Source organism: Haloarcula sp. CBA1129, from assembly GCF_008729015.1.
Lineage (GTDB): Archaea > Halobacteriota > Halobacteria > Halobacteriales > Haloarculaceae > Haloarcula.
The window spans coordinates 962,142-987,022 of the sequence record NZ_RKSM01000001.1 but is presented as its reverse complement, the minus strand read 5'-3'; the positions used below and the strand labels follow the sequence as shown (position 1 = coordinate 987,022).

Genomic DNA, 24,881 nt, shown 5'->3' with positions numbered 1-24,881 from the left:
AAAATCACTCTCCCTCCACGCCGCCGGTCCACTGGCTGATTCTGAAAATGACGAACTCGGCTGGTTTGACCGGCGCGACACCGATCTCGCAGATGAGTCGCCCGTTGTCGATGTCGTCCTGGGTCATCGTCGACCGATCGCATTTCACGTAGAACGCCTCCTCGGGCGTCGACCCCATCAGCGCACCGTCGTCCCAGACCGAGGTCAGGAAGTTCCGGACCGTCTGTCTGACTCTGGCCCAGGTTCGTTCGTCGTTCGACTCGAAGACGACCCACTGGGTGCCCTCGTCGATTGACTCCTCTATGTACAGCATGAGCCGTCTGACGTTCAGGTACTTCCAGGATGGGTTGCTGGAGAGGGTTCGGGCGCCCCAGACGCGGATACCACGGCCCCGCAAACTACGGATACAGTTGACGCCCTGGGGATTGAGCTGGGACTGGTCGGCCTTGGTGAGGTTGAGTTCGAGAGATTGTATCCCCCGGACGACCTCGTTGGCCGGCGCCTTGTGGACGCCGTGCTGATTGTCGCTTCGGGCGTAGATACCCGCAACGTGCCCACAGGGTGGAACCGCTTTCTCGATCCCCGTCGCCGGGTCGAGGATCGTCACCCACGGGTAGTAAAAGGCCGCGTACGACGTGTCGACCTTGCCCGCTGCCTCCTTGGCCTTTACCGGCTGGGTTCCCGAACCCGGCTGGAGGATCGCGACCCGATCTCCCATCTCGGTCTGGCAGTGAGTGATGATGTCTCCCCGGAGCCCGTCGTATCTGTTCTCGTCGGGCACGCAGACCATGGCTATTTCGTCGATTTCTTGGAATGCCTGCAGTCCCGTCCGCTCGCCGGCGGTTGTTATGCCCTGGAAGTCAGCCCGGTCGACCTGATTCTCGTCGTCAGTGGCGTTCGCATTTTCGTCGATAGCGAAGTCACGACTGGCGGACAGAATCGTGGTGGTGTTGGCCGGCCGGGTAGCGGATTCCTGCGTCGCGTCCACGAGGTTCGAGCCGCCGAGGCGGTTTTCCACGAAGTTGCTCGACCGCTCGTTCGTCGAGAGGTTGTCGTACACCTCCTCGACGACCGGTTCGCCGTAGAACTGAACCAAACCCTTGTCTGCGTCGGTCTCGGCCTCGTTCGAATACGCTCGGTCGGTCGTCTCCGGGAGGTCCTCCCAGTAACCGATTCGGAGTTTGAACGCGTCATCACCGAGGCTCGCGTCGTCGACGTTGACCGCGACATCTGCTCCCCACGGTCCGGGACCGACCGCGTCTATATCGTGTGTGTCCGTCGAATTGCCGTCGTCGAGTGTCACACTGGCTGTGGCGGAGGTGTCGCTGGTCCACTTCTCCGGGACGATTCGACCGACGTACGCGTTTGACCCGCCGTTATTGAAGAACCCATCGACGGCGTAGGCCAGGTTGCTGTTGTCGAACGGTTCGCCGAACACCCGCTTGAACTCCGCGTAGCTCGTGACAAACTGGGGATCCGTGGGACCTCGCTCGGTCCGCCCAAGGAACCCAGCGGTGCTCGTTCCAACACCTTCGATCGACTTCGCGCCGCGCTCGACTTCCTCGACGTACACGCCCGGTGTCTGGTACTCAGGCATGGGCGACACCCATTGCCCTTGGCAATAGTTGCATAACTAGTTATTTTATGACAGTGATATGCAATAAGTGTACCCCCCGATGTATCGAATCGCACCGTCAGAGCTGTACCCGCTCAACCTCTATGCGACTGATAAAGGTCCTGCTAGCAGCCCCTGTGAACTGCTCGTTGCTCGGCTACGCGAGTGGCCCCCGTTACAGCCCTGGCAGCTAGCCCACACTCCTTATGTGTAATCTGGTGCTGAGACCCCCATGGCGGTGGGATGGACTTCCCGGACTACCGACCGAGCCTGCGGAACCACACCCACCCCCTTCAGGGGTAGCCGATATCCCGGACGGTCACTGCGCCTTCTTCGACGATGGAATCACCGTCGTCGTCTTCGAGTGAGATCGTCTTCTCCCCATGGACCGTGTGGTCGACGACGACTGACGGTGGGTCGCCGTCCAGTTCGATGACGGAACGCCCACTGCTGTCGACGACGTCGGCGGCGGTCACTGGGTCGAAAAATAGGACGTACTCCCCATTTTGATCCGTCCGTGTCACGGGGCCACCTTCGGTGCGGGTGACGGTGTCTCCGTCTTGTACTCTCAGGCGCGCGGTCGGGAGTGGGTCACCACCGGGGCCGGAGACGGTCCCACGGACGAGCGTCGTGCCATTCGGGAACCGGTAGGCCGGCGACGGAGCTAGGTACACCGTCTCTAGGGGGAGCGTGTCAAGTTCCGTGGGCTCGACCGTCGTGTCCGGGTCCCCGAGATCGATCACCTCGACACCGGTCACTCGGCTGTCGACGTAGTCCGTTGCGCCCTCGACTAGGAGTGTCTCTGTTCCGGCCTCGAGATCTAGAAAGACGTAGTACCCGCTTGGAGTCTCGACCGGAGTGTCGTCACGACCTTCGAGACGTACCCGAGGAGGATTCTGGGGGGTTCGGGCAGTAAAGCGGTCAACTAGACGGACCGCAAGCGAGAGCCTCGACGTCTGGCGGCCAAACTCTGCAACCTCAAAGGGGTCACTCACCGTCTTCCACCTCAGTAGAGGTGTCGTGTTCACTGATCTCCCGCTCGACGACGGGCCGGACTGGCGTCTCTCGGGTCGACTCTATGGTCACCGGCGTGACGAGGTAGGCGACCGAGGGCTGGTAGGGCTGGTCCGGAAACGTACTCCAGACGTTCATCACCGCGTCGATCGACTCCTGTTTGATAGAGATCTGGAGTTGGTCCTCGCCGGCGAGAGAGCCAGTAAGCTCGGAACCACGCAGGATGGCGTTGTCCCGGAGGACCTGCATGGCCTGCCCCAACACCTCGTGTTGCTCGACCGTATCCGTCGTGCCGGCGCTGGCGCCGTTCGACGGATGTGCAGTCAGCAGATACTGGAGATCCAACACGAGCGGCGACTCGGAAACTGTATCGGCGTTCGGTTCCGGTTGCCGCCGGTCGGCGTTCCGGAGTTCGTCGCTCTCTGCGACATCGTAGAGATACAGCGTCAACCGCCAGTCATTGCCCCGTTCGCCCTGCGCATCAGGTGAGGCGAGTGCAACGTCACCACGACTGATTCGACTCATCCGCGCTTCCAGCAGATCGACGAGTGTCTGCCCGACGTCCGCTATCGCACGGTAGTTTCCCACAGTTACCACCTCCGCGGGATGGATGCACACATTGGAGCGGCCTCCCGTGCGCCGATTCGACGGGTCCCGTCTGGGCGAACGGTTTTCATGGCTGATTATTGTCACTAACTGGCACATTAAAAAACTTCCGCCGGGACCACAACCGTATTCACGACCCCTTCTCCCAGTTCAAACGCGGGCAATGTGAGCTGAAACTAGTCGTCGCAATGCAGAGGCGCCACAGGTTCCTCGTAGGCGGTTCATCAACTAGAGCTCTCGATGTCGGACTTTTACGACAGGCATTCAGGAGACGAATAGTCAATCGCACCTTTGGTGAGGGGGCTACCAATCGCCCGATACACACGCTCTACCCACGATGGCAGGCCGACGGAATCCCCATTTCCAGTATTCTCCCGGTAAATTGTGTGTCCACCGATGCTCCCCGAGCGCTTTCTCGCAGCCGGGTTTCTCACCTGTGGAACGTTTACTGTAGTTCTGGGCCTTATTCACTTCGCGATGCCGTGGCTACTGGACTTCGACGGGGCGATACCGACCGACGGAGGCGCCTTGCGTCAGCTCGATCTGCTTGTCGTCACGTACTAGACGAAGCGGTCTGAAATCCGCGGGATTGCCCAGATTATGAATTACGCCGTCAGTTACACACTCGTTTCGATCGGGGTGCTCGGTTTGCTCGCATCGAGCTGGCTCGGAGCGTGGTTCGCGCCATACCTGCTCATGTGGATCGCTGGCTGGTAGGTCCTCCGCGCGGCGACACAGCGGCATATGGGATCACGACCGAGCGATTTGCCGGTCGTAGCTGGATTCTCACTCCTCGCCGCGTTCCATCTCGCCGCTGCTGTTGGGTAGAAACACCGAACGTTGACATCCTCGTCTGAGACCGTACATTGGTCGATACCTCGGGAATCTTTACAGACGTCACTCTGCAGCTGAGCGGGAGCGTTCGTAGAGCGCCCCGGCGAGGATGCCAACCAAGAGCGTGATCCAGAAGGTGAAGAGGAATGCGAACACAATCACGCCGACTATACCGATGACGGCCTCGAAACCCGTACCGCCGGTGAAAGCCACGAAGCTGACGGCTCAAAAGATCCCGACTACCGCGGGCCCATATAGACCAGCAACGTTGCGAAGAGACCTCTCACTGCGCCCACAAACGGGACCAAGGACGGGATCGGGCGCCAGGCGATGATGCACGGAGAGGGTCACCGCTCGCTCGACGGCAACGTCGGCGAGCGGGTGAGCCTCGATGTTCTCGATATTGTCGAGATCAGCGCCGTAGACCGGTCGTGGAATGAGGTAGGTGATGTCGCGTCGGTCGATTACCTCGCGTACCTCCATGGCGTCGATCGATCCGGCTGGTGAAAACGCGTTCAGTGATCTGCTCGGTGATATCCTGCGGCGATCCTCTGGGAAGGCTTCCACGGCATCTATAGCCCCGTCTGCGTTCGGCGGGACGCGAAAATGATGGTCTGGCCGCCGGAAATCGAACTCGAGGTCCATGGCAACTGGGAACGGATGTTCCAATACTTGTCGACGCACGCGAAAGCAGAGGGGATCTGGTCGTCAGGCGAAATTGAGGCCGAGTTCAAGCGGCTTGTAGCTGATGGCAACCGCAAATAACGCGCTCATCCGGGCGAAGGGCTACACACAGCGATGGATGGAAGAAATGTCCTACTCGACGCTCAAGCGAACGCAGGGCGGAGTCCTGCGTTCGCGGTTCTGGTATCGATAGTTCCGTGAATTCGTTCTTCTCTTCGCGCTCAACAACATCAAGAAACTCACCAAAACGCTATGAACCGACTCTCGTACCGCATTTTCAATATAGCAGTTTGCTTACTCGCTGTTAGCTTGTCGCGTCACTGAAGAGATTCCGGCTAGGAGCGTACAATGCGATCTTAGTATCGAATGCTTCTGTAGTGGTTGAGGTTCTAATGGGGATCGGCGGTGTGGACAGACACCTCTACTGTGAACGGGGGGCAGTCAACATTTCTGTACTTGTTGAGTATCGTTGAACGTTGTTGATACATATTATCTATACTCACTTTATTAACCATGGTTTTTTATTATATATTTTAGCTAACACCATAAAGAACTAATATAATATACGTACGATTGTTATTGAATGGTATGTTATGACTTACCATTAATTCTATTACTTTCAAATGCGAATTACTCGCCAACGGAGATGTGCATTATTTTGTCGGTTGAGCAGTTTGTAGAAACTGGCTTAAGATCAATGGTACAGTGATTCACAGCGTCTTGGTTGACTGACGGACAGTACCTCTGGGCCATAGGCGGTATGACGAGGAGTCTTGGTACCCACAAGCTCGAGCCAATCGGTTTCGACGGCAATTTGGTAAATATGGAGAGATCCATGACCGGACCTTAATTGAAATCAGTTTATTCTGAGAACGTCATAGAAAACGCTATTGGCGATGTTCCACCGGAGATCGTCAAGTTGTACGATGTCGCCCCCGCATCGTCCGCGACAGTTGCCACTGTATCATGGAACGCTTCAAGCCAATCTTTGAGATGGTCTTCTTCATGTTTCGCCATATCTTCGAAAGAAAACTCTCCTAATGCGTCATTGACCTGTAATATATGCAGGTGAAGGCCTGACACATCATTCACATTTTCTATTTTGTGCACAATCTCATGGAATTCTTTTTGCGCCATATGGTAAAATGTGGCCACTCAATATTATTCGATTTTATAATCTTGGTGATGGAAACACCGCTACATGATAGAATTTCAGTTTGTGCATCGGTACTGATAGCGTGCTGAAAAGCCTGAACACCGCACTGATTTGGGTAGTGACTCCGAGCATAGTTCCTTATCTGTGTTTGCATCGTGTCGAGTGAAACCAGCATATCGTTAGGTTGACCACGAAACCTTATTCGCAGTACCTCAGTCGTTGCTAAAACTGGACAACACCCGCGAGGCAATCGTATCCAAGGTGACGAGCGCCACGTTTACATAAAGTCCCACCAGAAACGCCAGACCGGAAATAAGCCCAGTAGCAGTACTTTCACCGGTTATGAATAAGAATGAGAACATGTAGAATCCCGCCGCCAGCAACAGAGCCGCTGGGATACGGATTCCTTTCTGGACTAATGAGAGTGTATTTCTGTCGAACTCTTTGAATAGTGTCGTGAAAAGATATCCGAGAGACCCCAACAATGCATACAGGTAGACGTATGATGGGACTGGCACTGTGACAGACGGCACAAGTGGGAGAATATTTCCACCAAGTGATGCGATAATGCCGAGACTGAGTAGTACCAGCCCCAGTACGAACAGCCCGAGGCTCCGCGTGTCACTGTACCAACGAGGTTCATCAGGTCGCTGTGAAACCGGAAGTAGATTGAGCGATAGAGATGCTTGATTACCGGTCGATGTGTCTGCTTTGCCGTTGCCTTGGTCGGTTAAGCTAAGCAATCGCTTGGCGACCGTCCCGAGGATACGGTAGGCACGCTCTACGTAGAATCCTGCAAGGAAAGCGAGACCAGAAAAGAACGCTTCTGGTGGATCGAGAGTAAATACGAGTGCATTATCCAGCGCGTTGTTAGCGAGATAGATTCCCGCACCTAAACAGAGCGCGCCAAACAGACGGAGTCCCAAGCGTACGATTTGCATCCACGACCGCTTAACGACTGCCTCACTATCTGTGTCCGGGTTTACATTCGTCACGAAAACAAGGAGCGACCTGGCCATTGCCCCAAAGAACCCGTACAAATACACGTCAAACGGGATTCCGACATCCTCCGCGAGCAAGTTCAGGCTCTTAATTGTGGCAGTAACAGCGAAGAGCGTAAGAAAAATGCCCAAAATAGTGATTGCTTGACCGGCAGGAATCTCATACCATGCGTTCGACTGCCATTTCTTGTTATCTGGCACACTCGATTTTCCGACCCCCTGATCCGATCTTTGTCTCTCCTGACTCTCGGTTTCACCATCTCCTGGGGTGTGTGACGACATATGTTAACACACTACGTAGGTATACAATAAATTTCTCCTCATCAACACAAAATGAACTACATACCCACTCGAGACTGCCATCATCACGGTTTCCTCATTCCGTACTTTTCTTCTCTCTTCAGTGTAATAAGAATACCCTGCTCGCCCAAGTGATGGCCTGCTTGTGATCGAAGTGTACTCTAATTATCTCAATCAGATCAAGATCAGAATCCGGAAGTTGGTACAGTAAAAGATGATATGAATGATGAGATCGTCACCATCAAAGAAGGAATAGCAAAGTATATCGAAGTTTTAACTATATATTATACAGATATAGGGACAGGATATGATTTTGCATGTAATATTGAGGACTAAAGGGTAAAATTGGATCCTTATGGTTAGAACATCGGTTTGTATTTGTCACAGCGGGGTTTGCTAGATGTGAATCTTGCGGAACTTCGGCTAACTTCTTCAGACATTACTTCGATACGCCGTCGGGCCGGGAACCAACCATGTGGAACTGTACGAAACACCGATGAGCGATTACTATACTCGAAACCGAGATCGAAAACACATCAGAAGAAATCGAGTGTCCCGATTATTGTCCTCAGGAATCGGTCCTGCGAGCTGGCCAACGTCGCTGAGGAGAGGTTTGGCATCCGGAGGCCGAAACAAATCTGGGCGGCCTCGATGATCGTATTGCGGACCACGATACCCCTGTCGACGACGAACTCATCCTTTGAGGGCAGACACGCCGAGCTGTTGGGTGAATGCCGCGAGGCAATCTCTCAATATCGACGCGTTTGGGACGCAGTTGGCTGTCGACGTCGTACCGGATCCGCTTTTTGGAGATTAGCGGGTACGGTAGCTCATCGCACCGACTAGTGACTGCTGGAAGTATAGCTTGTGGTGAGCAAGGTTGGCCTTGGGGGGAGTCGAGAGCAGTACTGGAGAACGATATGAGTTCCACACACGAGGATGAAAACAAGAATACCATCGGAATTGTCCATCAAGACGGCATTGAGTGGGTTGAACGGGATAATGGCGGGCAACTCGTTCACCGGTGGGAGGGACTCGGGCAGGCGGCAGATGGAGAGAAACTGGGCTGTACGCTTTACGAGGTTCCAAGTGGGAAGCGACCACATCCCTATCACTGCCACTATGGAACGAAGAGGCCATGTTCATCTTATCTGGGCATGGAACCTTACGAACACCTGACGGTGAACGACCCATAGAAGCAGGGATGTACGTCTCCCTCCCAACAGGTGAGAAAAACACCCGCCCATTCGTCTTTAGTTAGGCCTCACTCCTCGGTTGCGTAGCGGTAGCGAGCGTCTCTTGGAGAATCGGTCGTTGCTGATGGATTTTTTGTGCGTCCTCGATTAGCCGTTCTAACAACGGTGGCGGCGTCGAGCCGGAGCGAAATAGAGCGGGTACTCTGTGACCGGTTCACGGGCTCGCATCTGTTCGACGCCGCTTGGGTCGGCACTCCTCGGCTCGTCGACGGGGGCGTTGCCGTCCGGGCCACCGCCGGCACCAATCCCGAGGGGACTGAGACTCATCTCGACGGCTCGTCGACCTACCGAGATGTCACGGAAACGGTCCTCGAAGAACGGCGACCGGCGTTCGTCGATGACAGCTGGGCGCCCGTCAACGACCATGGAGCGGCCGCGGGTGCGTCGTCCCGTTATCGTACCAAGACGCCGACTACGGTGCGCTGTTCGTCGAGGCTGCGACTGAGGGTGCATTCGAGGCCATCGACCGGGAGGTGTTCGCCGAACTCGGACTGGCTGTCGGGGACGCCATCAACGCGGCCGAGAACCGACGGACGCTCGCATCCGACGAGGTGACGCGCCTCGAGTTCCGGCTCGACGGGACGGACGATCCGCTGGTTTCGCTGTCGGCGGCGCTGGAGTGTACGGTCGAACTCGACCGAGTCGGGGACGGCGGAGATGGAGACTGCGCCGCCTACGTCACCATGCTGGACTGCGAACCGGACGCCGTCGCGGCTCACGCCCGTGACGCTCCGGGAATCGAACGGTCCGAAGTCCTGTGCGCCGGCGACGAGCGGTGCGCAGTCAGGCTGACCCTCGACGACGCCGTCGTGACGACGCTGGCTCGGTACGGCGCAGCCGTCCAGTCCCAGACGGTTACCGAGGGTTCGGGCCGCCTCGTCGTCGATATCGCTCTGTCCAACGACGTTCGGTCGATCGTCGAGGCCGTTCAGTCGACGTACCCGGATTTGGATTTGGTCGCCCAGCACGAGCGAGAGCCCGACGCGGCCGCCGAGACGAAGCTCCGGACGGCCTTCGGGGAGTCGCTGACCGACCGACAGCTCGAGGCCGCCCAGACGGCCTACTTCGCGGGGTTCTTCGAGTGGCCGCGCGACGCCAGCGGCGAGGAGGTCGCCGCGACGATGGGGATCAACCAGTCGACGTTCACCCAGCACCTCCGCGCGGCGGAACGGAAGCTGTTCGCAGGGCTGTTCGACCGGACGGACGACGCTGTCGCCGATCCGGCCGGTGCGTGACGCTCGGGGAGCCCGCGTGGTGATCTCATCTCGGTTCGTGTGGTGTCGGCCCCGGCTCTCCCCACAGTATTGTATGATCTGCGAAATACTTTAGTTCGAGCCAGCCAAAACGATAGGTATGAGCGATACGCTCGTGGTCGTCGACGGTGACACCACGGAGCTGCCCACTGCGATCAAGGCCAAGCGCGAAGGCCATGAGATGGACGTGGTTTCCTTCGCGATTCCACGGGCGGCGAAGGTGTTCGGCGGGGTAGAGTGCGAATGAGCGACGTGACTCCCTCCGAGTATGTTCGAGCCCACCGCGAGGAACTGGTCACGCTTGCCCTGAATCTTCTTGCAATTGACACGTCGAACCCGCCAGGCGAGACGTGCGAGATCGTCGCCGAGATCGAACAATTCCTCGGCCCGCTTCCGGTCGAAGTGGAGCGTTTTGCAGCTGATCCAGCAAAGCCGAATCTGCTCGTTCGAGTTCCGAGTGGGTCTGACCACACGTTGCTATATAGTGGCCACCTCGATACGGTGCCTTTCGACGCTGAAGCTTGGTCATACGCTCCACTTGGCGAGCGCGTCGACGAACGCGTCTACGGCCGCGGCGCGACCGACATGAAAGGTGCCGTGGCGTCGATGCTGTTCGCAATTCGGGCCGTCACAGCCACCGACACAGAGCCACCTGTCGACCTCCAGTTCGCGTTCGTGAGCGACGAGGAAGTGGGTGGTGACGCCGGGTTGCCCGCGTTGCTGGATACTGGACGGCTCGACGCTGACGCGTGCGTGATCGGCGAGCCGACCTGCGAGGAGGGTCGCCACTCTGTCACAGTCGCAGACCGGGGCAGCATCTGGTTGACTCTCGAAGCCAGCGGCGAAGGGGCCCACGGCTCACGGCCGGTACTCGGCGTCAATGCCATCGACCGACTCTACGACGCCATCGAGACGATGCGTGAACGGTTTGGCACCCAGAGACTCGAAATCGACGATGACGTGGCACCGATTGTCGAGGAATCAGTCGAATACTACGCCTCCTCGATGGGCGAGGCCACCGTTCGAGATCTGTTCTGGTACCCTTCGATCAATCTCGGCGTCCTTGAGGGTGGGGACGCGATAAACACCGTCCCGCAGTCTGCGTACGCCGAAGTTGACGTGCGACTGACCGCAGGTGTCCACACGCCCGATGTGCTCGCTGAGATTCGCGAGTGCGTTGCCGACTGTAAAGGTATCACAATCGCCGACGTCTCTTGGAGCGTCGGTACGGCCGAAGATCCTGCCAGCCCACTCGTCGAAGCCGTTGCGTCGACCGCGGAGGAGATCACGGGTAATCACGTCTTCAGACGGAGCGCTACGGGTGGTGGTGACGCCAAGAAACTCCGGAATGCAGGCATCTCGACCGTCGAGTTCGCGCTGGGGACCGATACCGTCCACGCCCACGACGAGTACGTCCCGGTCGACGTGCTTGTCGACAACGCCGTCGTTTACGCTCAGCTACCAGCCCGGTGGCAGTCCCAGATCGACCGGTAGCAGCTACGGGTTCGGTGATGGACCGGGTTCACTGTCTCGATGACGAGCAGTCGTCGGGAAAGACTTAGGTGGTAGTATAGTATATTTGTGGGTATGAAGAGCAATATTGGTGCAGCTGACAGACGAACCCGAATCGTCGTTGGGGTAGGTCTGGTGGCTGTCGGATTGGCCTCACTTGGGGGGTTGCTTGGACTCGGGACAGCTGTCGGCACAGTGCTGACGCTGCTTGGGTCCGTTCTCGCCGGGACTGGACTCATCCGGGTCTGTCTCCTGTATCGCCTGCTAGGAGTGGACACGTCGGGGTCCCGCTAGGGATGGATCGGTTCCAGAACACCGGTCAGCCCGACTGGGACTGGTGGAGCAAACTCTGGCCGACACCCGGTGCGACGCTCCGGAAACTCGGCGTCGAGTCAGGCGAGTCAGTCGCCGAGGTTGGCTGTGGGAGTGGCTACTTTGCGCTCCCAGCTGCTCGGATTGTCGCACCCGAGCCAGTTTACGCGATCGACTTGGATGCGTCACTGCTCGATGAACTCGATAATCTCGCCGAACGGCAGGGGATCGAGAACGTCGTTCCGAGTCACGGTGACGCCCGGAATCTGGCTGAAGTTCTTCCGGAACCGGTCAGCACGCTCGTAGTGGCAAACACGTTCCACGGCGTCGACGACCAGTCAGGATTGGTCGAGCAGGCGTTCCGAGCGATTGAACCTGGCGGGAGCTTGGTCGTCGTCAACTGGCACGAGCGCCCGCGTGAGACGACGACTATCGGAACTGAACCTCGGGGACCTCCGACGGAACGTCGGATGACGCCGGAAGAAACCGAAGATGCCGTGCTGCCGGCCGCAGCGTTTGAGCTTGACCAGCGGGTCGATCTGCCGCCGTACCACTACGCGCTCGTCTTCGAGCGGTGAACGCCCTCGATCTGGGATTCCGTGATTCCTCCCTACTGGCTGATTCGAGCCATCGGATTTTCAGAATCTTGGAACTACCATACAATACTAATACATTCCAGTTCCAACTATCGCCTGTGAGCACTCTATGACTGACATCGAGCCTGACGATACTGTCGACGCCAAAGGCGCAACCTGTCCTGGTCCGCTGATGGACCTCATCGGAAAAATTCGGAGCGCAGAGTCGGGAGACGTGATCCGACTTCTGAGCGACAACGACCAGTCGCTTACCGACGTTCCCGAGTGGGCCGAGGAGGCCGGTAACGAACTAATCGCGGTCGAAGAGCTCGACGACCACAACGCGTTCTACGTGGAAAAAGCATGACTGAGCACGTCGTCATCGTCGGCGGCGGGACCGGTGGCACCGTCCTCGCGAACGACCTCGCGGACCGACTCGAACCCGAACTCGACGCCGGCGATGTCCGCATCACGCTGGTCAACGACGACCACGACCACGTCTACAAACCGGTCTGGCTGTACGTGCCGTTCGGCCAGCGTGAACTAGACGATGGCCGCCGCCCGCTCGAGGACCTCGTCGACGACGCTGTCGATCTCCGGATCGACCGCGTCTCCGAGATCAACACCGAGTCCCAGCAACTGGAGAGCATGGAGGGCAACGACGTCATCGAATACGATTACCTCGTGCTAGCGACCGGATCGACGCTGGAGTCCGACCAGATCCCCGGTCTCACAGAGGGCGGTCACAACTACTACAGCGAGTCGGGCGCGACCGATCTGCGCGACGAACTGCTGTCGTTCACCGAGGGCGAACTCGTGTTGAGTGTCATCGGGACCCCCCACATGTGTCCGGCGGCGCCACTGGAGTTCGTCTTCATGGCCGACGACTGGCTCCGCGAGCGTGGCCTGCGAGACGACGTCGACATCACCTACACGTACCCGATCCAGCGCGTCCACGGCAACCCCCATATCGCCGAGTGGGCTCGCCCAATCATGGAGGAACGGGACATCCAAGTGGAGACGTTCTTCAACGCCGAGTCGATCGACGCGGAGGCGGAGACCATCACGTCGATGGAGGGGACCGAACTCGATTACGACCTCCTCGTGACGATTCCGCCCCACAGCGGCGTCGACCTGATCGAGGAGGCGGGGCTTGGAGACGACGGCTGGGTCGACGTCGACAAGCACACGTTGGAAGCCGAGGCTGCTGAGAACGTCTACGCGCTCGGCGACACCGCCGACACCGGTGTCCCGAACGCGGGCAGCGTCGCGCACTACCAGGCCGGCGTCGTCGGCCAGCGCCTCGCCAGTGAGATTCGCGGCCGCCCGGCGACGGCGACCTATGACGGGAAGACGCTGTGCTTCATTGAGACGGGGATGGATGCGGCATCGTTCGTCGAGTTCGACTATGAGAATCCGCCGTCGCCGGCGCCACCCTCCCAGAAACTTCACTGGTCGAAGCTGGCGTACAACGAGTCCTACTGGCTGACTGCACGAGGACTGCTCTGATCATGTCTGAACCGCAGAACCCTGACCCGTCCGAGTTGGAGTCGGCAATCGAACAGAACCCCGAAGCTGTCGCCGAGTTCGTGGAGCGCCTCGACGCCGTCAACGAGCTACTGGACGTGATCTCGCTGGGCGAGAGCGCGCTCGACGACGAGATGGTCCGCGAGCTCTCGGCCACGGGATCGACCCTCGCCGAGTCCGCCGACGGCCTCGCGACGGACGAGACCGTGGCACTGGCCGAGACAGTCGGGGCGAACGGCGACGAACTGCGCGAAGCGCTCGACACGCTCGTCGTGCTCCAGCAAAGCGGGACGCTCGACGAATTGGCCGAACTCGCGGAGGTAGGCTCGCTGGCGACCGCGGCGCTCGACGACGAGATGGTCACATCACTGGCTGGTACCGGTGCAGCGGTCGGCGAAGTCGCGCAGACGGCCGCGGACGACGATATTCGTGATGGCATCCACACGCTGCTAGAGAGCGTCGGAGAAGCGGAGCAGAGCTCCCCCGAGCAGGTTGGGGCCGTTGGACTGCTTCGCGGATTACGTGATCCGGATGTCCAGTATGGGCTGGGCTACCTGCTGGTGCTTGCAGGCGCGCTTGGCCGTGCGCAATCTACCACGAAGTCACACTGATCGGTCTCTGTGGACTGGGCCGTTCTCCCAGTTGATGTAGCTGGGGGAGTTACCGATCCAAATTGTATTGTGTGGTTAGCCCAAGACTGTTAAACATCCGGCACGTATAGTATCGTAATGGCAACACAGACAGCGGAGATGGACCGCGTGGTTTCGCTCGGAGACGACGACCTCGAAACGGTCGTCGAAGACAGCAGCGTCGCACTCGTGGAGTTCTACACGGAGTGGTGTGGCACCTGCACACGAATGAAGCCGGTTCTCGAAACACTCGCGGAAGACACTGACGCGACGATCCTGACGATCGACATCGAATCAAATCTCGAAACTGCCATCGTGTTCGGTGCCCAGAGCACGCCCACGTTCGTCCTGTTTGTCGACGGGCAACCGGTGAAACAGCTCCGAGGCGGCCAGAACGAACAGACGCTTCGCGAACTGATCGCCCAGTATCGGGACTAACTCACCAGCACCGAGATGAACCCGAGAGAACTTCGCGCCGACACGCCCGCCTTGCACGAGGACGTCTATCTGAATTTCGGTGCCCACGGGCCGAGCCCACGGTACGTCGTCGAGGCTGCTGACGAGTTCGTGCAGTCACACGAGTACGAAACGAGCACGCGAAACGACCCGTACGAGGTGGCGTTCGACACCTATGACCGCGTGCGGGAGCGCGTCGCCACCTTCGTCAGTGCGGACGCCGACGAGATCGCGCTCACGGAGAGCACGACTGCGGGCATCAACGCTGTCGCGACTGCCATCGACTGGGGGCCCGGCGATACCGTCGTGCGAACCGATCTCGAGCACCCAGCTGGAACGCTCCCATGGCAACGCCTAGAACAGGAGGGCGTCGATGTCCGCGTCGTCGAGACGGAGAACGGCCGCGTCGACGTCGACGCCTTTTCCGAGGCCGTCGCCGACGCGCGCCTAGCCTGTTTCAGTGCCGTGACTTGGACGCACGGCACCCAGTTACCCGTTGCCGATCTCGTAGACATCGCTCATGAAGCTGGCGCGTTCGCACTCGTCGACGCCGTGCAAGTGCCGGGACAGCTTCCACTCAATGTCAGCGAGTGGGGGGCGGACGCCGTCGCGGCGGCCGGGCACAAGTGGCTGCTGGGACTGTGGGGCGGCGGCTTCCTCTATGTCGACCGGACAGCTGCTGACTCCCTGCTACCCACGACAGTTGGTTACCGAAGTGTCGAGACGCCGACTGCTGATCCCTACGAGTTTGCAGCTGGCGCCCGACGATTCGAGGTCGGCTCGGCCAACCCGGCCCCACACGTCGCCTTGGCGGAAGCAATCGAGGCGATAGACGAAGTTGGAGTCGACCGTATCGCTACCCGGATTCAGGAATTGGCCGGCCATCTGGCCGATGGACTTCCTGACAACCGGCTTCTCAGCCCAGCGGACCCCGAGTCGGGACTCGTGACCATCGATGTGGATGACCCCGAAGAGACGGTTGACCGACTCGCGTCGGAGGGAATCGTCGTTCGGGCCTTGCCGACGCCGAATGCCGTCCGCGCGTCGGTCCACGCGGTCAACACTCGCGCTGAGATCGAGCGGCTGCTGGACGCCCTCGAATCGGAGTGGAACTGACGCAATCACTGTTTTCTGCTGACTCCTGCTACGACAGTCTCTCCGGACCTGCTCGTTGAAATCAAACGCAGCTGCTGGAGTGGCTGTCGGAGGGATACCGCTACAGAAGAAAAGTTCTGTCTGCTTCAGTCGACCTGTACACGACCACTGCCGTCGACGAGGATGTCATGACCATGATACTCGAATCGAATTTCGAGGTCAGACGCCGTCGAATCCTCGACTAACGTTTCTACTGCATCCGGATCAACGACCTCGGCTAGCGGCGGCTCGAGTGTGACTGGCTCGACGTCCTCCGACTCCGTGACGGCCTCGACAATCTGGGAAATCGGATTCTCGAGTTTGTTCATCGGAGGTTAGACGAGGAGCTGGATGTCGGCGTCGGCCATGTCTTGGAGGGCGGTGGCAGCGCCGACACCCGTGGTGACACCGTCGTAGAAGTCATCCTCGTCGTAGTCCATCAGGTCGATGGTCATCTGACAGGCTTGGAACTCCACACCCATGTCGAGGCTCGTCTCGATGAGCTCCTCGATGGTGGCGGTGTCGTTATCCGCGATCTTCTTTTCCATCATCTTCGTCGTCACGCGGTCCATACCCGGGAGCGCCGCGACGGCGTTCGGCACGGGCATGTTGGGGTTGCCGACGGAGCTGAGCTTGAGGTTCTTCGAGCGCTCCTCGTGGAGAATTTCGAGCCCCCAGAACGTGTGGAAGACGGTTACCTCGTAGCCGAAGGCGGCGGCGGTGCTGGCGAGGATGAGTGGGGGGTACGCCATGTCCAGCGTCCCCTTCGTCGCGATGATGCTCATCTTCTTGCCGTCGTCGTCACTGGTGGCTTCTGCGAGCGCGTCCTCCAGTTCGTCGACGCGGGCAGCCAGCTCCGCACGCGAGGGCGCGTCGTCGGCCGACGCGTCGGGTGTGTCCGTGCTCATCGTTACTCCGTCTTGCGCACGTAGTGTTTGTACACGTCGTCGCCTTCCTCTTGGTCGACGAGCTCGACGCCCTCGGTACCGTCGGCCCAGCCGTCGATGTCGCTCATACTGCCCGAATCTGTGGCCAGCACCTCGAGGACCTCGCCGCCGGCGAGGTCGTCGATGGCGCCTTTCGTCTTCACCACAGGCATCGGACACGATGCACCTTTCACGTCGAGCGTCTCAGCGATGTCGTATTCAGCACTCATTGGTTATCTGCTCCGCCTGTATTGGAGCTATTGCACAATACCTCCTACCCGACTAAAAGATTGTCGATTCTTGTGCTTACTACAAACTACTAGTTGGGGTAGTAACTCCGTATAATACCCCTAATACCGCGAATTCGGGTGAATTGAGGATATCTGGTGTATCTGCCTCCGAGTAGTATTGTTCATCTAGGGGAATACTATGAAAATGCTTTTGTACATCCGGCCGGTAGAAGTGATTGCACAAAATGAATGCTGATGACTTCCCGACTCCCGACGTCGAAGTCGCGTCGGTCGAGCCAGAAACGCTGAAGGATCGCATCGACGCTGGCGAGGACATTACCCTCCTCGACGCACGCATGCAATCCGATTACGAGGAGTGGCGTATCGACGGCGAGAACGTCATCTCGATCAACGTCCCGTACTTCGAATTCCTCGAGGACGACATTGACGAGGACGTCCTCGACCAGATTCCCGACGACCGGGAAGTGACCGTCCTGTGCGCGAAGGGCGGCGCCAGCGAGTACGTCGCGGGCACGCTCGCGGAGCGCGGGTACGACGTCAACCACCTCGAGGACGGCATGAATGGCTGGGCGAGCATCTACGAGACCGTCGAAGTCACCGACTACGACGGCGTGGGCACGCTCCTCCAGTACCAGCGCCCGTCCTCGGGTTGTCTGGGCTACCTCCTCTACGATGACGGCGAAGCCGCGATCATCGACCCGCTGCGGGCGTTCACCGACCGCTACCTAGAGGACGCCGACGAACTTGGCGTCGACCTGCAGTACGCGCTGGACACCCACGTCCACGCCGACCACATCTCGGGCGTGCGTGCCCTCGACGACGAGGGTGTCGAGGGCGTCATTCCCGAGGAGGCCGTCGACCGCGGCGTCACGTACGCGGACGAGCTGACCACGGCCGAGGACGGTGACACCTTCGAGGTCGGCGACGCCACCATCGAAGCCGTCTACACGCCCGGCCACACGACCGGGATGACCTCGTACCTGGTCGACGGGAGCCTGCTCGCGACCGGTGACGGGCTGTTCATCGAGAGCGTCGCCCGCCCTGACCTCGAGGAGGGTGACGATGGGGCACCGGACGCGGCCCGCATGCTCTACGAGTCCCTGCAGGAGCGCGTGCTGACGCTGCCCGACGACACCCTGATCGGGGGCGCGCACTTCAGCGATGCCGCCGAGCCCGCCGCGGATGGGACCTACACGGCGCCCATCGGCGAGCTCGTTGAGGAGATGGACGCGCTCACGATGGACGAGGACGAATTCGCCGACCTGATCCTCTCGGACATGCCGCCCCGTCCGGCCAACTACGAGGACATCATCGCGACGAATCTCGGGCAGAACGCCGTCGACGACGAGGAAGCGTTCACGCTCGAACTCGGCCCCAACAACTGCGCGGCGAGCCAGGAGTCGCTCGCGGGTGACTAACGACGACAATGGTGACTGATCCAGTCCCGCTCCAGCTCGCCGCCGAGCTGTTCCCCAACGGGATCAGCCGGTACGCCGTCGGTGGGCTACTTGTCGGACTCGGCACCGTCGTCATCTATCTCGGGACGGGCATCCCAGCAGGGGCGAGCACGTTCCTCGAGTCGACGCTGTCGTACGTGTCCGGCCAGTCGCGGTTCCAGCAATACGTCGCCTCGCGGGACTGGCGGCTCGTCTTCACGGCCGGCATTATCCTCGGCGGACTAGCCTTCGCCGCGACGTTCCAGTCTGGAGTGGTCACGAGCTCGCTGTACGAACCCGGAACGACCGGCCAGCTGTACGAGGTCGCCGGAGTCACGCTCTGGATGACTGACGTCCAGCCGTGGCGGCTATTCGTTGGCGGTATCCTGGTCGGCATCGGCACTCGGATCGGCAAGGGCTGTACATCGGGCCACGGCGTCTGTGGCGTCGGTTCGGCGTCGAAGACCTCGCTCGTCGGCGTGGTGACGTTCCTGACCGTGGCGATCGGGACGGCCCAGATCGTGGCCGCGCTGGGGGTGAGCCCATGAGCGACCGACATCCGCTGTTCAAGCCGCTAATCTTCGTCGGCGGCCTGATCTTCGGGTTCGGACTTGGGTTCAGCCACATGGCGCGCCCGGAGGTCGTGCTGAACTTCCTCCAGTTTGACGACCTCGGCCTGCCGTTCGTGATGTTCGGCGCCGCCATCGTCTCCGGGGTCGCGTTCGCGGTGCTCCCCCGGATTCGAGATACCGCGCCGCTCACCGGGAATCCCTACGAGCGACGGCTGAAGCCGTTCGACCGGAACGTCCTCGTCGGCGGCGCCATCTTCGGCGTCGGCTGGGGGCTCTCCGGCATCTGTCCCGGGGCAGCATACGCGAGCCTCGGCGTCGGCAACATCACTGTCCTGTGGGCACTCGCCGGGATGTTCGTCGGCGCGTACGCTCAGGGCTACTGGCGCAGCCGTAGTCAGTCACGTGAAACCGCCCCAGCGGGCAGCGACTAACTTCTCCCCCTCTCAATGGACTCCACTCTCATCGCCCTCTTCATCGGGGCAGCGCTCGCCAGTCTGTTTATGGCGTGGGTCATCGGCGCTGGATCGAGCGGTGCAACCCCGTTCGCCCCCGCCGTCGGGGCAAACGCAATCGGGACGATGCGAGCCGCGCTACTGGTCGGTGTTTTCGGGTTCGCCGGCGCTGTCACGCAGGGCGGAAACGTCTCGCAAGCTGTCGGGAATGGACTCGTCGGCGGGATGAGTATGCCCGTGGCTGGCGTTATCCTTGTGTTAGTGCTGGGGGCTGGCCTGATGGCGGTCGGCATCATCACCGGGTACCCGATTGCGACCGCATTCACCGTGACCGGTGCCGTCATCGGCGTTGGCCTCGCTCTTGGCGGGACGCCGGTCTGGGCGAAGTATCAGCAGATCGCGGCGGTCTGGGTGCTGACACCGTTCGTGGGTGGCGGGATCGCGTACGCAATTGCGAGTCTCCTCCCCCGGCCTGACATCCCTGAACGGTACAGTATTCCTGTCCTCGTCGGCCTCGTCACCGCTGTCCTTGTGAACATCGAGTTCAGTTTTCTCGGTGGGGAGAATTCCGCAGGAACCCTACGGGAAGCCGGACAGCAGATACTGGCAGCCGACGGCCATGTGTCGGCGCTCCTCGTAACTGGTAGTGTCGCCGTGGCTGTCGCTGCCGTTGCCTGGTGGGACGTCGGTCGCGACAAACATGGTGGGCTGCAGCGTGTGCTGCTTACCCTCGGGTCGCTCGTGGCGTTCTCCGCGGGCGGTAGCCAGGTCGGACTCGCTGTCGGGCCCCTGATTCCACTCCTCGGGGAGATCGAGATGGTATCGACAGTCGTGGTGCTGGTCGGTGGTGGCTTGGGGATGCTTGCGGGTTCGTGGACGGGCGCTCCCCGGATGATCAAGTCGCTCGCGCAGGACTACTCGTCGCTAGGGCCGCGACGCGCTATCTCCGCGCTCGTTCCCTCGTTTCTGATCGCACAGCTGGCCGTCTTGCTGGGTGTGCCAGTCTCGTTCAACGAAATCGTCGTCAGTGCGATCATCGGAAGTGGTGTGGCCGTCGGCGGGTGGGACGCCGTCGACGCACGGAAAATCGGCATGACACTTGGAGCGTGGGCCGGTTCGTTCGCTCTCTCGTTCGCCCTTGCATACGCGGCGGGCGCGATGGTCATGTAGCCCGTTTCAGGTGGTGTATTCGGGAATTGTTCCGTGAGAACCCAACACCCCCGCTTCGATCTGAGTCGGTCGTCATGGAACGGCAGACGCCGTCACCGCTGTCAGTAATCAGTCTGCCGCGTGTTCGAGGTCCTGCTGGTCACTGACTTGTAACGGGTCTGCCGTCGAGGTCGCGGTGACGAGTCGAAAGAATTGGCCTGCGTTCGTGAGGAGTTTGTTCTCTGCCTTTCGAAGGTGTTCCTCGTACGTTGAACGAGCGACTGCTGTCCGATCGGCCAGTTCTCGTAGTGAGGTTTTTCGTGGCTGTTCGTAGTAGCCGCTTTCCAGCGCCAGCTGGAGCGCCGCTAATTCCCGTAGCGGGATTTCTGGTATGTCGTTGCTTGGATGAATACTGTCAAACGCGGTGTTTGATTCCCGTAACGTATAGCGTACTGCTCCAAATAGTATTGTGCTATAGTTCCATAGCTGTTAAGTTCTGTAACCGGCTACGCAGAGTTGAGTAGAATTCCATGAAATCCACAATACCGTTTGAGGTGTCGTGAGATGGTCGGTCTCGAACCGCTAAGTGGCTCAACCCAAGGCGTAGCGACGGTCGGCGTCGTCTTTCTGCAAGCGATTTCCCTGTACTTTGGGTACGGCGCACTCACTAGACTCGCTGAATCGACCGTACTCAACGCAGTAGGTGGTGACTGATGATGGAGATTTTCGGGATGAGCCTCCTGATGGCTGGCGTCTTCGTGGGCTTTGGCCTTCTCATCGGAACCCTATTCGGCTTCTTCGGAATGGGAGGATCGTTCCTCGTGACGCCCGCGCTGCTCGTGATGGGGTACCCGTCGACGGTCGCTGTCGGGAGCGGGCTGGCGTTCGTCTTCGGGACGAGCGTCATTGGTGCGCTCCGCCACCGCGACCACGGTCAGGTCGACTACAAACTCGCGGCCATCATGACTGTCGCGATGACTATCGGCATCGAGGCCGGGAAGAACGTCGTGTTTTTCCTCGAAGCCACTGGAATGGCCGACCTCGTCATCAACGTCGCGTACGTCGGCCTGCTCGCTACCGTCGGATTGTTCACGCTCCGTGACGCCTAGACCAACGACGATGGCGACGCCGAAACTGACCTGTCCGACCGTGTCCAGTCGATTCACATCCCGCCGATGGTGTCGCTTCGTGGCGGCATCCGCGTTTCGGGGACAATCATCTTCGCCGTCGGTCTCGTCATCGGTGTTCTCTCCGGGTTCCTCGGCGTCGGCGGCGGCTTCCTGTTGATGCCGGCGATGATGTACGGACTTGGGGTACCTGCGGCGATCGCCGTCGGTACTGACATCCTCCAGATCACCATCTCAGGCGCGTTTGGGGCCTTCACCTACGCCCAGTCGGGATCCGTGGCTTTGCCCGTCGTCGGGTTCCTGTTGCTCGGGAGTGCGCTCGGCGCTCGAATTGGGGCAGGGGCGACGAACCTTGTTGATGAAGACGAGATCAAGGGGTATTTCGCTGCGATGCTGCTTGCGGGGAGTATCGCAGTTGCGTTGAACAAACTCGGCAACGTCTATGGAATCGAACTGCTCAACACTCTGAGTACCGCGCTGATCTTCGGAGCGGCATTCCTCGTCAGCGCGGCTGTCGTTCTGGCTGCCGTCTGTCGGTTGCGTAATGACCAAACTGGACGGTGGTGTCGGCTAACGACGTCGTAACCGGGATTACGTTCTTCGATCACGATACCAATTCAACTCCTCGGTGCCATTCTCTGTGCAACGTATAAGCAGCACATGTATAGTGCGAGATTGTGAAGTCTATACACAACTCTTTTATTGGCGTGGTTCCTACGAAGAGGTGATAACAATGCCAGATTCGATGTCTGAACAGCTTCGTCGAGACATGCAGTGTGAGGGGCTGCTGGAGTGCTTCCACGGGCTCAAGGACCTTGACAGGGAGTGCTTCCAAGCGCTCGTCGAGGCAGAGGAACCGCTGACCGTTGATGAACTCGCAGAGCGCGTCCATCGGGAGCGCTCGACTGCGTACCGGGCTGTCCAGCGCCTGCTCCAGACGGGGTTCATTAAGAAGGAGCAAATCAACTACGACCAGGGCGGCTACTACCACGTCTACTCGCCGACGGACCCGTCGAAGATCACCGATGACATGCAGCGGATGCTCAACGACTGGTACGCGAAGATGGGCCAGCTCATCCAAGAGTTCGAAACCAAGTACGAGCATTCCGATACTCCGGCTCCCGGTGCAGAAAGCTAACTTCTCCCATTCCACCCGTACAAGTCGGCACAGTAGCGATTTTCGCTATTACTCGCGTAGTAGCGTACTCGGGTAATACGCTTAGCAGTATATTGTGGAGTATTGTACGTATTACCCAAACTCTTATTTGGTGCTGGAGCCTAGAGACAGGTGATGGCAACTGATACTGCATCCGACGCTGGCAACGTTCCCGCGAACGAGCCGCTCTACGTCGATGACGAAGCCGAACTCAATGACATCGTCGCCGAGAACGACGTCGTCCTCACCGACTTCTACGCCGACTGGTGTGGCCCGTGCCAGATGCTCGAACCGATCGTCAAGAATCTGGCCACGGATACCGACGCGGCCGTCGCCAAGGTCGACGTTGACGCCAATCAGCAACTCGCCGCCGCCTATGGCGTCCGGGGCGTCCCGACGCTCGTCCTGTTCGCTGGCGGCGAGCAAGTCGAGGAGATCGTCGGTCTTCAAGGAGAGGACGAGCTTCGCTCGCTCATCGAGGCGTACACGGAATAAATGAGCATGGACACACACGATCTGGTCATCGCTGGTTCAGGAGTTGCCGGGCTCTCGGCGGCGGTCTACGCCGCTCGTGCCGACCTCGACCCGCTCGTGCTCGAGGGCGACCAGCCGGGCGGCCAGCTGACGCTGACGACCGACGTCGAGAACTACCTCGGGTTCCCCGAGGGCGTCGGTGGGATGGAGCTGATTCAGCGCGGCAAGGAGCAGGCCGAGCAGTTCGGCGCCGAGTTCCAGCACGGCCGCATCGTCAATTCCCAGCTTGACGACCAACCGTTCGAACTCGAACTGGAGTCCGGTGACACGCTCCGGACGCGGGCGCTGATCGTCGCGACGGGGGCGAGCGCCCGTTGGGTCGGCGCGGAGAACGAGGACGAACTGATGGGTAACGGGCTTTCGACGTGTGCGACCTGTGACGGTGCGTTCCACCGCGGCGACGACGTACTCGTCGTCGGTGGCGGCGACAGCGCAATGGAGGAAGCGTTGTTCCTCGCGAAGTTCGCCGACTCAGTGACCGTGGTTCACCGCCGCGAAGAACTGCGAGCCTCGGAGATCATGGCTGATCGCGCCCGAGACCACGAGGACATTCGGTTCCGTTGGAACACCGAGCTCGAGGCGCTTCACGGGTCAGCCGGGGAGGGCGTGACTGGTGCTACGCTCGTCTCGCACCCTGACGGCTACCCCATCGAGAAGGCTGAGTCGGGCGTCGATGTCGACCGTGAGCGTGTCGATATCGGCGGTGTGTTCTACGCCGTCGGTCACACGCCAAATACGCAGTTCCTCGACGGGACTGCCGTCGAACGAGACGAGGACGAGTACATAGTCACGCAGCCCGATGAGGCTGGTCGACCGACAGCGCGTACGGCCGTGAATGGTGTGTTCGCAGCTGGCGACGTGGCAGACCCCCGCTATCGACAGGCAGTCACATCGGCCGGTACTGGGAGTATGGCTGCCCTCGACGCCGAGGAGTTCCTCGAAACTCTCCGTGCGTCGGAGGATTCGGCTGCGACTGCAGCTGTCACGTCGGAATAATCTGCCCCGTGATCCGACTAATCCGTTTAACTGACTCAAGTCCTGAGACACCAGCCAGTCTGTCTCTGATCTCCTCCTCGCCAATCGCCGTAGCCCACCGGACCGTAATTTCGACGGTGATGAGCGTGGCCGACAGCTGTGGCTCGATACTATTCAGTTCGTCAACCGTGACGCCATCGATAGTTTCGGGCCGCGAGAGACGCTTCTCAGCGTCAGTGACGAGGTCCCCATCTGCGCCGCAGGGGATTCGAATCGTCACGACGGCAATTGTCGTCGGTTCTGGGTCGGTGGTATTGGATACTGCCATACTATCATCTCCGTTGAGGCGCGTCTCACGGGCCTGATGTTCGATAACTGTCCTCCGAGTGCGCGAGGGACGATCCGAACGCTAAGGAGTTCTTTGTACTGTATACGAATC

The 24,881-nt window shown here is 59.6% G+C and carries 32 protein-coding genes and 3 pseudogenes; 23 read left to right on the top strand and 12 right to left on the bottom strand.

Annotation, left to right across the window (positions count from 1 at the left end; translation table 11 throughout):
- Positions 1-4: 4 nt before the first annotated feature.
- The 3 genes from Har1129_RS04980 to Har1129_RS04970 all read right to left on the bottom strand — a co-directional run bounded on the left by Har1129_RS04980 (position 5) and on the right by Har1129_RS04970 (position 3,217).
- Positions 5-1,597, bottom strand: coding sequence for a phage tail sheath family protein (locus Har1129_RS04980; protein ID WP_151099676.1), 1,593 nt, complete (start codon positions 1,595-1,597; stop codon positions 5-7).
- Between the two features lie 311 nt (positions 1,598-1,908).
- Positions 1,909-2,610 (bottom strand): hypothetical protein, encoded by a 702-nt coding sequence (locus Har1129_RS04975; RefSeq protein WP_151099675.1) that lies wholly within the window; start codon positions 2,608-2,610, stop codon positions 1,909-1,911.
- Positions 2,603-3,217: a DUF4255 domain-containing protein gene (locus tag Har1129_RS04970; RefSeq protein WP_191906229.1), complete on the bottom strand. Its 615-nt coding sequence runs from the start codon at positions 3,215-3,217 to the stop codon at positions 2,603-2,605. The genes Har1129_RS04975 and Har1129_RS04970 overlap by 8 nt, the downstream gene beginning before the upstream one ends.
- Positions 3,218-3,631: 414 nt before the next feature.
- Between Har1129_RS04970 and Har1129_RS20870 the strand changes: the two genes are divergently transcribed.
- Entirely contained in the window at positions 3,632-3,799 is a 168-nt protein-coding gene (locus Har1129_RS20870) for a hypothetical protein (protein ID WP_225307745.1), read from the top strand.
- A 333-nt stretch (positions 3,800-4,132) separates the two neighbouring features.
- Here Har1129_RS20870 and Har1129_RS20450 read toward each other — a convergent pair whose 3' ends face one another.
- A complete protein-coding gene (locus tag Har1129_RS20450; protein WP_191906230.1) occupies positions 4,133-4,282 on the bottom strand; it encodes a hypothetical protein in 150 nt (49 codons plus the stop codon).
- Positions 4,283-4,399: 117 nt separating this feature from the next.
- Here Har1129_RS20450 and Har1129_RS20445 point away from each other — a divergent pair, with 117 nt between their 5' ends.
- Both Har1129_RS20445 and Har1129_RS04960 read left to right on the top strand, forming a co-directional pair.
- Complete coding sequence (locus Har1129_RS20445) at positions 4,400-4,576, top strand: hypothetical protein (RefSeq protein WP_191906231.1); 177 nt, start codon at positions 4,400-4,402, stop codon at positions 4,574-4,576.
- A 241-nt stretch (positions 4,577-4,817) separates the two neighbouring features.
- Positions 4,818-5,009, top strand: a pseudogene (locus Har1129_RS04960) (IS5/IS1182 family transposase); the annotation flags it as partial.
- Positions 5,010-5,614: 605 nt separating this feature from the next.
- On the opposite strand, the gene Har1129_RS04955 reads toward Har1129_RS04960, so the two are convergent.
- Together Har1129_RS04955 and Har1129_RS04950 are read right to left on the bottom strand one after the other, a co-directional pair.
- The gene (locus Har1129_RS04955; protein WP_151099673.1) at positions 5,615-5,890 is read right to left on the bottom strand and encodes a hypothetical protein; all 276 of its coding nucleotides are present in this window, start codon (positions 5,888-5,890) and stop codon (positions 5,615-5,617) included.
- A 231-nt stretch (positions 5,891-6,121) separates the two neighbouring features.
- Positions 6,122-7,192 carry a hypothetical protein gene (locus Har1129_RS04950; protein WP_191906232.1) on the bottom strand — a complete coding sequence of 357 codons (1,071 nt, stop codon included), beginning with the start codon at positions 7,190-7,192 and terminating at the stop codon, positions 6,122-6,124.
- A 938-nt stretch (positions 7,193-8,130) separates the two neighbouring features.
- On the opposite strand from Har1129_RS04950, the gene Har1129_RS04945 reads away from it, so the two are divergent.
- Positions 8,131-8,406: a hypothetical protein gene (locus Har1129_RS04945; protein ID WP_151099671.1), complete on the top strand. Its 276-nt coding sequence runs from the start codon at positions 8,131-8,133 to the stop codon at positions 8,404-8,406.
- Between the two features lie 156 nt (positions 8,407-8,562).
- On the opposite strand, the gene Har1129_RS04940 is transcribed toward Har1129_RS04945, so the two are convergent.
- Positions 8,563-8,832: a hypothetical protein gene (locus Har1129_RS04940; RefSeq protein ID WP_151099670.1), complete on the bottom strand. Its 270-nt coding sequence runs from the start codon at positions 8,830-8,832 to the stop codon at positions 8,563-8,565.
- 107 nt (positions 8,833-8,939) lie between these two features.
- On the opposite strand from Har1129_RS04940, the gene Har1129_RS04935 reads away from it, so the two are divergent.
- From Har1129_RS04935 to Har1129_RS04895, 10 genes are all read left to right on the top strand, one after another.
- Positions 8,940-9,701, top strand: coding sequence for a bacterio-opsin activator domain-containing protein (locus tag Har1129_RS04935; RefSeq protein ID WP_151099669.1), 762 nt, complete (start codon positions 8,940-8,942; stop codon positions 9,699-9,701).
- Positions 9,702-9,819: 118 nt separating this feature from the next.
- On the top strand, positions 9,820-9,966 hold the full coding sequence (locus tag Har1129_RS20440; protein WP_191906233.1) for a hypothetical protein: 147 nt from the start codon (positions 9,820-9,822) through the stop codon (positions 9,964-9,966).
- Entirely contained in the window at positions 9,963-11,213 is a 1,251-nt protein-coding gene (locus Har1129_RS04930) for a M20 family metallopeptidase (protein ID WP_151099668.1), read from the top strand. Before Har1129_RS20440 ends, Har1129_RS04930 begins: the two co-directional genes overlap by 4 nt.
- An 87-nt stretch (positions 11,214-11,300) precedes the next feature.
- Positions 11,301-11,525, top strand: a complete 225-nt coding sequence (locus Har1129_RS04925) for a DUF2892 domain-containing protein (RefSeq protein ID WP_151099667.1) — start codon at positions 11,301-11,303, stop codon at positions 11,523-11,525.
- Positions 11,526-11,527: 2 nt separating this feature from the next.
- A complete protein-coding gene (locus Har1129_RS04920; RefSeq protein WP_151099666.1) occupies positions 11,528-12,121 on the top strand; it encodes a class I SAM-dependent methyltransferase in 594 nt (197 codons plus the stop codon).
- A 127-nt stretch (positions 12,122-12,248) separates the two neighbouring features.
- Positions 12,249-12,485: a sulfurtransferase TusA family protein gene (locus Har1129_RS04915; RefSeq protein WP_151099665.1), complete on the top strand. Its 237-nt coding sequence runs from the start codon at positions 12,249-12,251 to the stop codon at positions 12,483-12,485.
- A complete protein-coding gene (locus Har1129_RS04910; protein WP_151099664.1) occupies positions 12,482-13,627 on the top strand; it encodes an NAD(P)/FAD-dependent oxidoreductase in 1,146 nt (381 codons plus the stop codon). Before Har1129_RS04915 ends, Har1129_RS04910 begins: the two co-directional genes overlap by 4 nt.
- Before the next feature lie 2 nt (positions 13,628-13,629).
- Positions 13,630-14,256 (top strand): DUF1641 domain-containing protein, encoded by a 627-nt coding sequence (locus tag Har1129_RS04905; protein ID WP_151099663.1) that lies wholly within the window; start codon positions 13,630-13,632, stop codon positions 14,254-14,256.
- A 117-nt stretch (positions 14,257-14,373) separates the two neighbouring features.
- The gene (locus Har1129_RS04900) at positions 14,374-14,712 is read left to right on the top strand and encodes a co-chaperone YbbN (RefSeq protein ID WP_225307744.1); all 339 of its coding nucleotides are present in this window, start codon (positions 14,374-14,376) and stop codon (positions 14,710-14,712) included.
- 15 nt (positions 14,713-14,727) lie between these two features.
- Positions 14,728-15,846, top strand: coding sequence for an aminotransferase class V-fold PLP-dependent enzyme (locus Har1129_RS04895; RefSeq protein WP_151099662.1), 1,119 nt, complete (start codon positions 14,728-14,730; stop codon positions 15,844-15,846).
- A gap of 125 nt (positions 15,847-15,971) precedes the next feature.
- Here the strand turns inward: Har1129_RS04895 and Har1129_RS04890 are convergent, their stop codons facing one another.
- The 3 genes from Har1129_RS04890 to Har1129_RS04880 are packed head-to-tail and all read right to left on the bottom strand — an operon-like array spanning position 15,972 to position 17,020.
- Positions 15,972-16,193, bottom strand: coding sequence for a HalOD1 output domain-containing protein (locus tag Har1129_RS04890; RefSeq protein ID WP_151099661.1), 222 nt, complete (start codon positions 16,191-16,193; stop codon positions 15,972-15,974).
- Between the two features lie 6 nt (positions 16,194-16,199).
- Positions 16,200-16,772 carry a DsrE/DsrF/DrsH-like family protein gene (locus Har1129_RS04885; protein ID WP_151099660.1) on the bottom strand — a complete coding sequence of 191 codons (573 nt, stop codon included), beginning with the start codon at positions 16,770-16,772 and terminating at the stop codon, positions 16,200-16,202.
- A 2-nt stretch (positions 16,773-16,774) separates the two neighbouring features.
- Positions 16,775-17,020: a sulfurtransferase TusA family protein gene (locus Har1129_RS04880; RefSeq protein WP_151099659.1), complete on the bottom strand. Its 246-nt coding sequence runs from the start codon at positions 17,018-17,020 to the stop codon at positions 16,775-16,777.
- A 245-nt stretch (positions 17,021-17,265) separates the two neighbouring features.
- Between Har1129_RS04880 and Har1129_RS04875 the strand changes: the two genes are divergently transcribed.
- Genes Har1129_RS04875 through Har1129_RS04860 form a run of 4 tightly spaced genes read left to right on the top strand, consistent with a single transcriptional unit; the run spans position 17,266 to position 20,671 of the window.
- Positions 17,266-18,459, top strand: coding sequence for an MBL fold metallo-hydrolase (locus Har1129_RS04875; protein ID WP_151099658.1), 1,194 nt, complete (start codon positions 17,266-17,268; stop codon positions 18,457-18,459).
- Between the two features lie 8 nt (positions 18,460-18,467).
- Complete coding sequence (locus tag Har1129_RS04870; RefSeq protein ID WP_151099657.1) at positions 18,468-19,025, top strand: YeeE/YedE family protein; 558 nt, start codon at positions 18,468-18,470, stop codon at positions 19,023-19,025.
- Entirely contained in the window at positions 19,022-19,480 is a 459-nt protein-coding gene (locus Har1129_RS04865) for a YeeE/YedE family protein (RefSeq protein ID WP_151099656.1), read from the top strand. The genes Har1129_RS04870 and Har1129_RS04865 overlap by 4 nt, the downstream gene beginning before the upstream one ends.
- 15 nt (positions 19,481-19,495) lie before the next feature.
- Entirely contained in the window at positions 19,496-20,671 is a 1,176-nt protein-coding gene (locus Har1129_RS04860; protein ID WP_151099655.1) for an inorganic phosphate transporter, read from the top strand.
- A gap of 108 nt (positions 20,672-20,779) precedes the next feature.
- On the opposite strand, the pseudogene Har1129_RS04855 reads toward Har1129_RS04860, so the two are convergent.
- Positions 20,780-21,025: pseudogene (locus Har1129_RS04855) on the bottom strand (helix-turn-helix domain-containing protein); the annotation flags it as partial.
- A gap of 189 nt (positions 21,026-21,214) precedes the next feature.
- Between Har1129_RS04855 and Har1129_RS20435 the strand changes: the two are divergent.
- The 5 genes and pseudogenes from Har1129_RS20435 (at position 21,215) to Har1129_RS04835 (ending at position 24,463) form a co-directional block, all read left to right on the top strand.
- Positions 21,215-21,364, top strand: coding sequence for a hypothetical protein (locus Har1129_RS20435; RefSeq protein ID WP_191906235.1), 150 nt, complete (start codon positions 21,215-21,217; stop codon positions 21,362-21,364).
- 17 nt (positions 21,365-21,381) lie between these two features.
- A pseudogene (locus tag Har1129_RS04850) lies at positions 21,382-22,362 on the top strand (sulfite exporter TauE/SafE family protein).
- A gap of 148 nt (positions 22,363-22,510) precedes the next feature.
- Positions 22,511-22,915, top strand: coding sequence for a helix-turn-helix domain-containing protein (locus tag Har1129_RS04845; protein ID WP_151099654.1), 405 nt, complete (start codon positions 22,511-22,513; stop codon positions 22,913-22,915).
- 153 nt (positions 22,916-23,068) lie between these two features.
- On the top strand, positions 23,069-23,428 hold the full coding sequence (gene trxA / locus Har1129_RS04840; RefSeq protein WP_151099653.1) for a thioredoxin: 360 nt from the start codon (positions 23,069-23,071) through the stop codon (positions 23,426-23,428).
- The gene (locus Har1129_RS04835; protein WP_151099652.1) at positions 23,429-24,463 is read left to right on the top strand and encodes an NAD(P)/FAD-dependent oxidoreductase; all 1,035 of its coding nucleotides are present in this window, start codon (positions 23,429-23,431) and stop codon (positions 24,461-24,463) included. It abuts the gene before it with no gap.
- Here the strand turns inward: Har1129_RS04835 and Har1129_RS04830 are convergent.
- On the bottom strand, positions 24,450-24,770 hold the full coding sequence (locus Har1129_RS04830; protein ID WP_151099651.1) for a hypothetical protein: 321 nt from the start codon (positions 24,768-24,770) through the stop codon (positions 24,450-24,452). The two genes, Har1129_RS04835 and Har1129_RS04830, sit on opposite strands and share 14 nt — an antisense overlap.
- Positions 24,771-24,881 lie beyond the last annotated feature (111 nt).

Bases quoted from the DNA above. Each gene is read 5' to 3' on its own strand.
- Har1129_RS20435 (WP_191906235.1), top strand. From the start codon at position 21,215: ATGGTCGGTCTCGAACCGCTAAGTGGCTCAACCCAAGGCGTAGCGACG.
- Har1129_RS04915 (WP_151099665.1), top strand. From the start codon at position 12,249: ATGACTGACATCGAGCCTGACGATACTGTCGACGCCAAAGGCGCAACC.
- Har1129_RS04865 (WP_151099656.1), top strand. From the start codon at position 19,022: ATGAGCGACCGACATCCGCTGTTCAAGCCGCTAATCTTCGTCGGCGGC.
- trxA (WP_151099653.1), top strand. From the start codon at position 23,069: ATGGCAACTGATACTGCATCCGACGCTGGCAACGTTCCCGCGAACGAG.
- Har1129_RS04885 (WP_151099660.1), bottom strand. From the start codon at position 16,772: ATGAGCACGGACACACCCGACGCGTCGGCCGACGACGCGCCCTCGCGT.
- Har1129_RS04955 (WP_151099673.1), bottom strand. From the start codon at position 5,890: ATGGCGCAAAAAGAATTCCATGAGATTGTGCACAAAATAGAAAATGTG.
- Har1129_RS04860 (WP_151099655.1), top strand. From the start codon at position 19,496: ATGGACTCCACTCTCATCGCCCTCTTCATCGGGGCAGCGCTCGCCAGT.
- Har1129_RS20870 (WP_225307745.1), top strand. From the start codon at position 3,632: ATGCTCCCCGAGCGCTTTCTCGCAGCCGGGTTTCTCACCTGTGGAACG.
- Har1129_RS04875 (WP_151099658.1), top strand. From the start codon at position 17,266: ATGAATGCTGATGACTTCCCGACTCCCGACGTCGAAGTCGCGTCGGTC.
- Har1129_RS04910 (WP_151099664.1), top strand. From the start codon at position 12,482: ATGACTGAGCACGTCGTCATCGTCGGCGGCGGGACCGGTGGCACCGTC.
- Har1129_RS04900 (WP_225307744.1), top strand. From the start codon at position 14,374: ATGGCAACACAGACAGCGGAGATGGACCGCGTGGTTTCGCTCGGAGAC.
- Har1129_RS04890 (WP_151099661.1), bottom strand. From the start codon at position 16,193: ATGAACAAACTCGAGAATCCGATTTCCCAGATTGTCGAGGCCGTCACG.
- Har1129_RS04895 (WP_151099662.1), top strand. From the start codon at position 14,728: ATGAACCCGAGAGAACTTCGCGCCGACACGCCCGCCTTGCACGAGGAC.
- Har1129_RS04845 (WP_151099654.1), top strand. From the start codon at position 22,511: ATGCCAGATTCGATGTCTGAACAGCTTCGTCGAGACATGCAGTGTGAG.
- Har1129_RS04830 (WP_151099651.1), bottom strand. From the start codon at position 24,770: ATGGCAGTATCCAATACCACCGACCCAGAACCGACGACAATTGCCGTC.
- Har1129_RS04945 (WP_151099671.1), top strand. From the start codon at position 8,131: ATGAGTTCCACACACGAGGATGAAAACAAGAATACCATCGGAATTGTC.
- Har1129_RS04920 (WP_151099666.1), top strand. From the start codon at position 11,528: ATGGATCGGTTCCAGAACACCGGTCAGCCCGACTGGGACTGGTGGAGC.
- Har1129_RS04870 (WP_151099657.1), top strand. From the start codon at position 18,468: ATGGTGACTGATCCAGTCCCGCTCCAGCTCGCCGCCGAGCTGTTCCCC.
- Har1129_RS04905 (WP_151099663.1), top strand. From the start codon at position 13,630: ATGTCTGAACCGCAGAACCCTGACCCGTCCGAGTTGGAGTCGGCAATC.
- Har1129_RS20440 (WP_191906233.1), top strand. From the start codon at position 9,820: ATGAGCGATACGCTCGTGGTCGTCGACGGTGACACCACGGAGCTGCCC.
- Har1129_RS04880 (WP_151099659.1), bottom strand. From the start codon at position 17,020: ATGAGTGCTGAATACGACATCGCTGAGACGCTCGACGTGAAAGGTGCA.
- Har1129_RS04940 (WP_151099670.1), bottom strand. From the start codon at position 8,832: ATGGTCGTTGACGGGCGCCCAGCTGTCATCGACGAACGCCGGTCGCCG.
- Har1129_RS04950 (WP_191906232.1), bottom strand. From the start codon at position 7,192: ATGTCGTCACACACCCCAGGAGATGGTGAAACCGAGAGTCAGGAGAGA.
- Har1129_RS04930 (WP_151099668.1), top strand. From the start codon at position 9,963: ATGAGCGACGTGACTCCCTCCGAGTATGTTCGAGCCCACCGCGAGGAA.
- Har1129_RS20445 (WP_191906231.1), top strand. From the start codon at position 4,400: ATGATGCACGGAGAGGGTCACCGCTCGCTCGACGGCAACGTCGGCGAG.
- Har1129_RS04835 (WP_151099652.1), top strand. From the start codon at position 23,429: ATGAGCATGGACACACACGATCTGGTCATCGCTGGTTCAGGAGTTGCC.
- Har1129_RS04980 (WP_151099676.1), bottom strand. From the start codon at position 1,597: ATGCCTGAGTACCAGACACCGGGCGTGTACGTCGAGGAAGTCGAGCGC.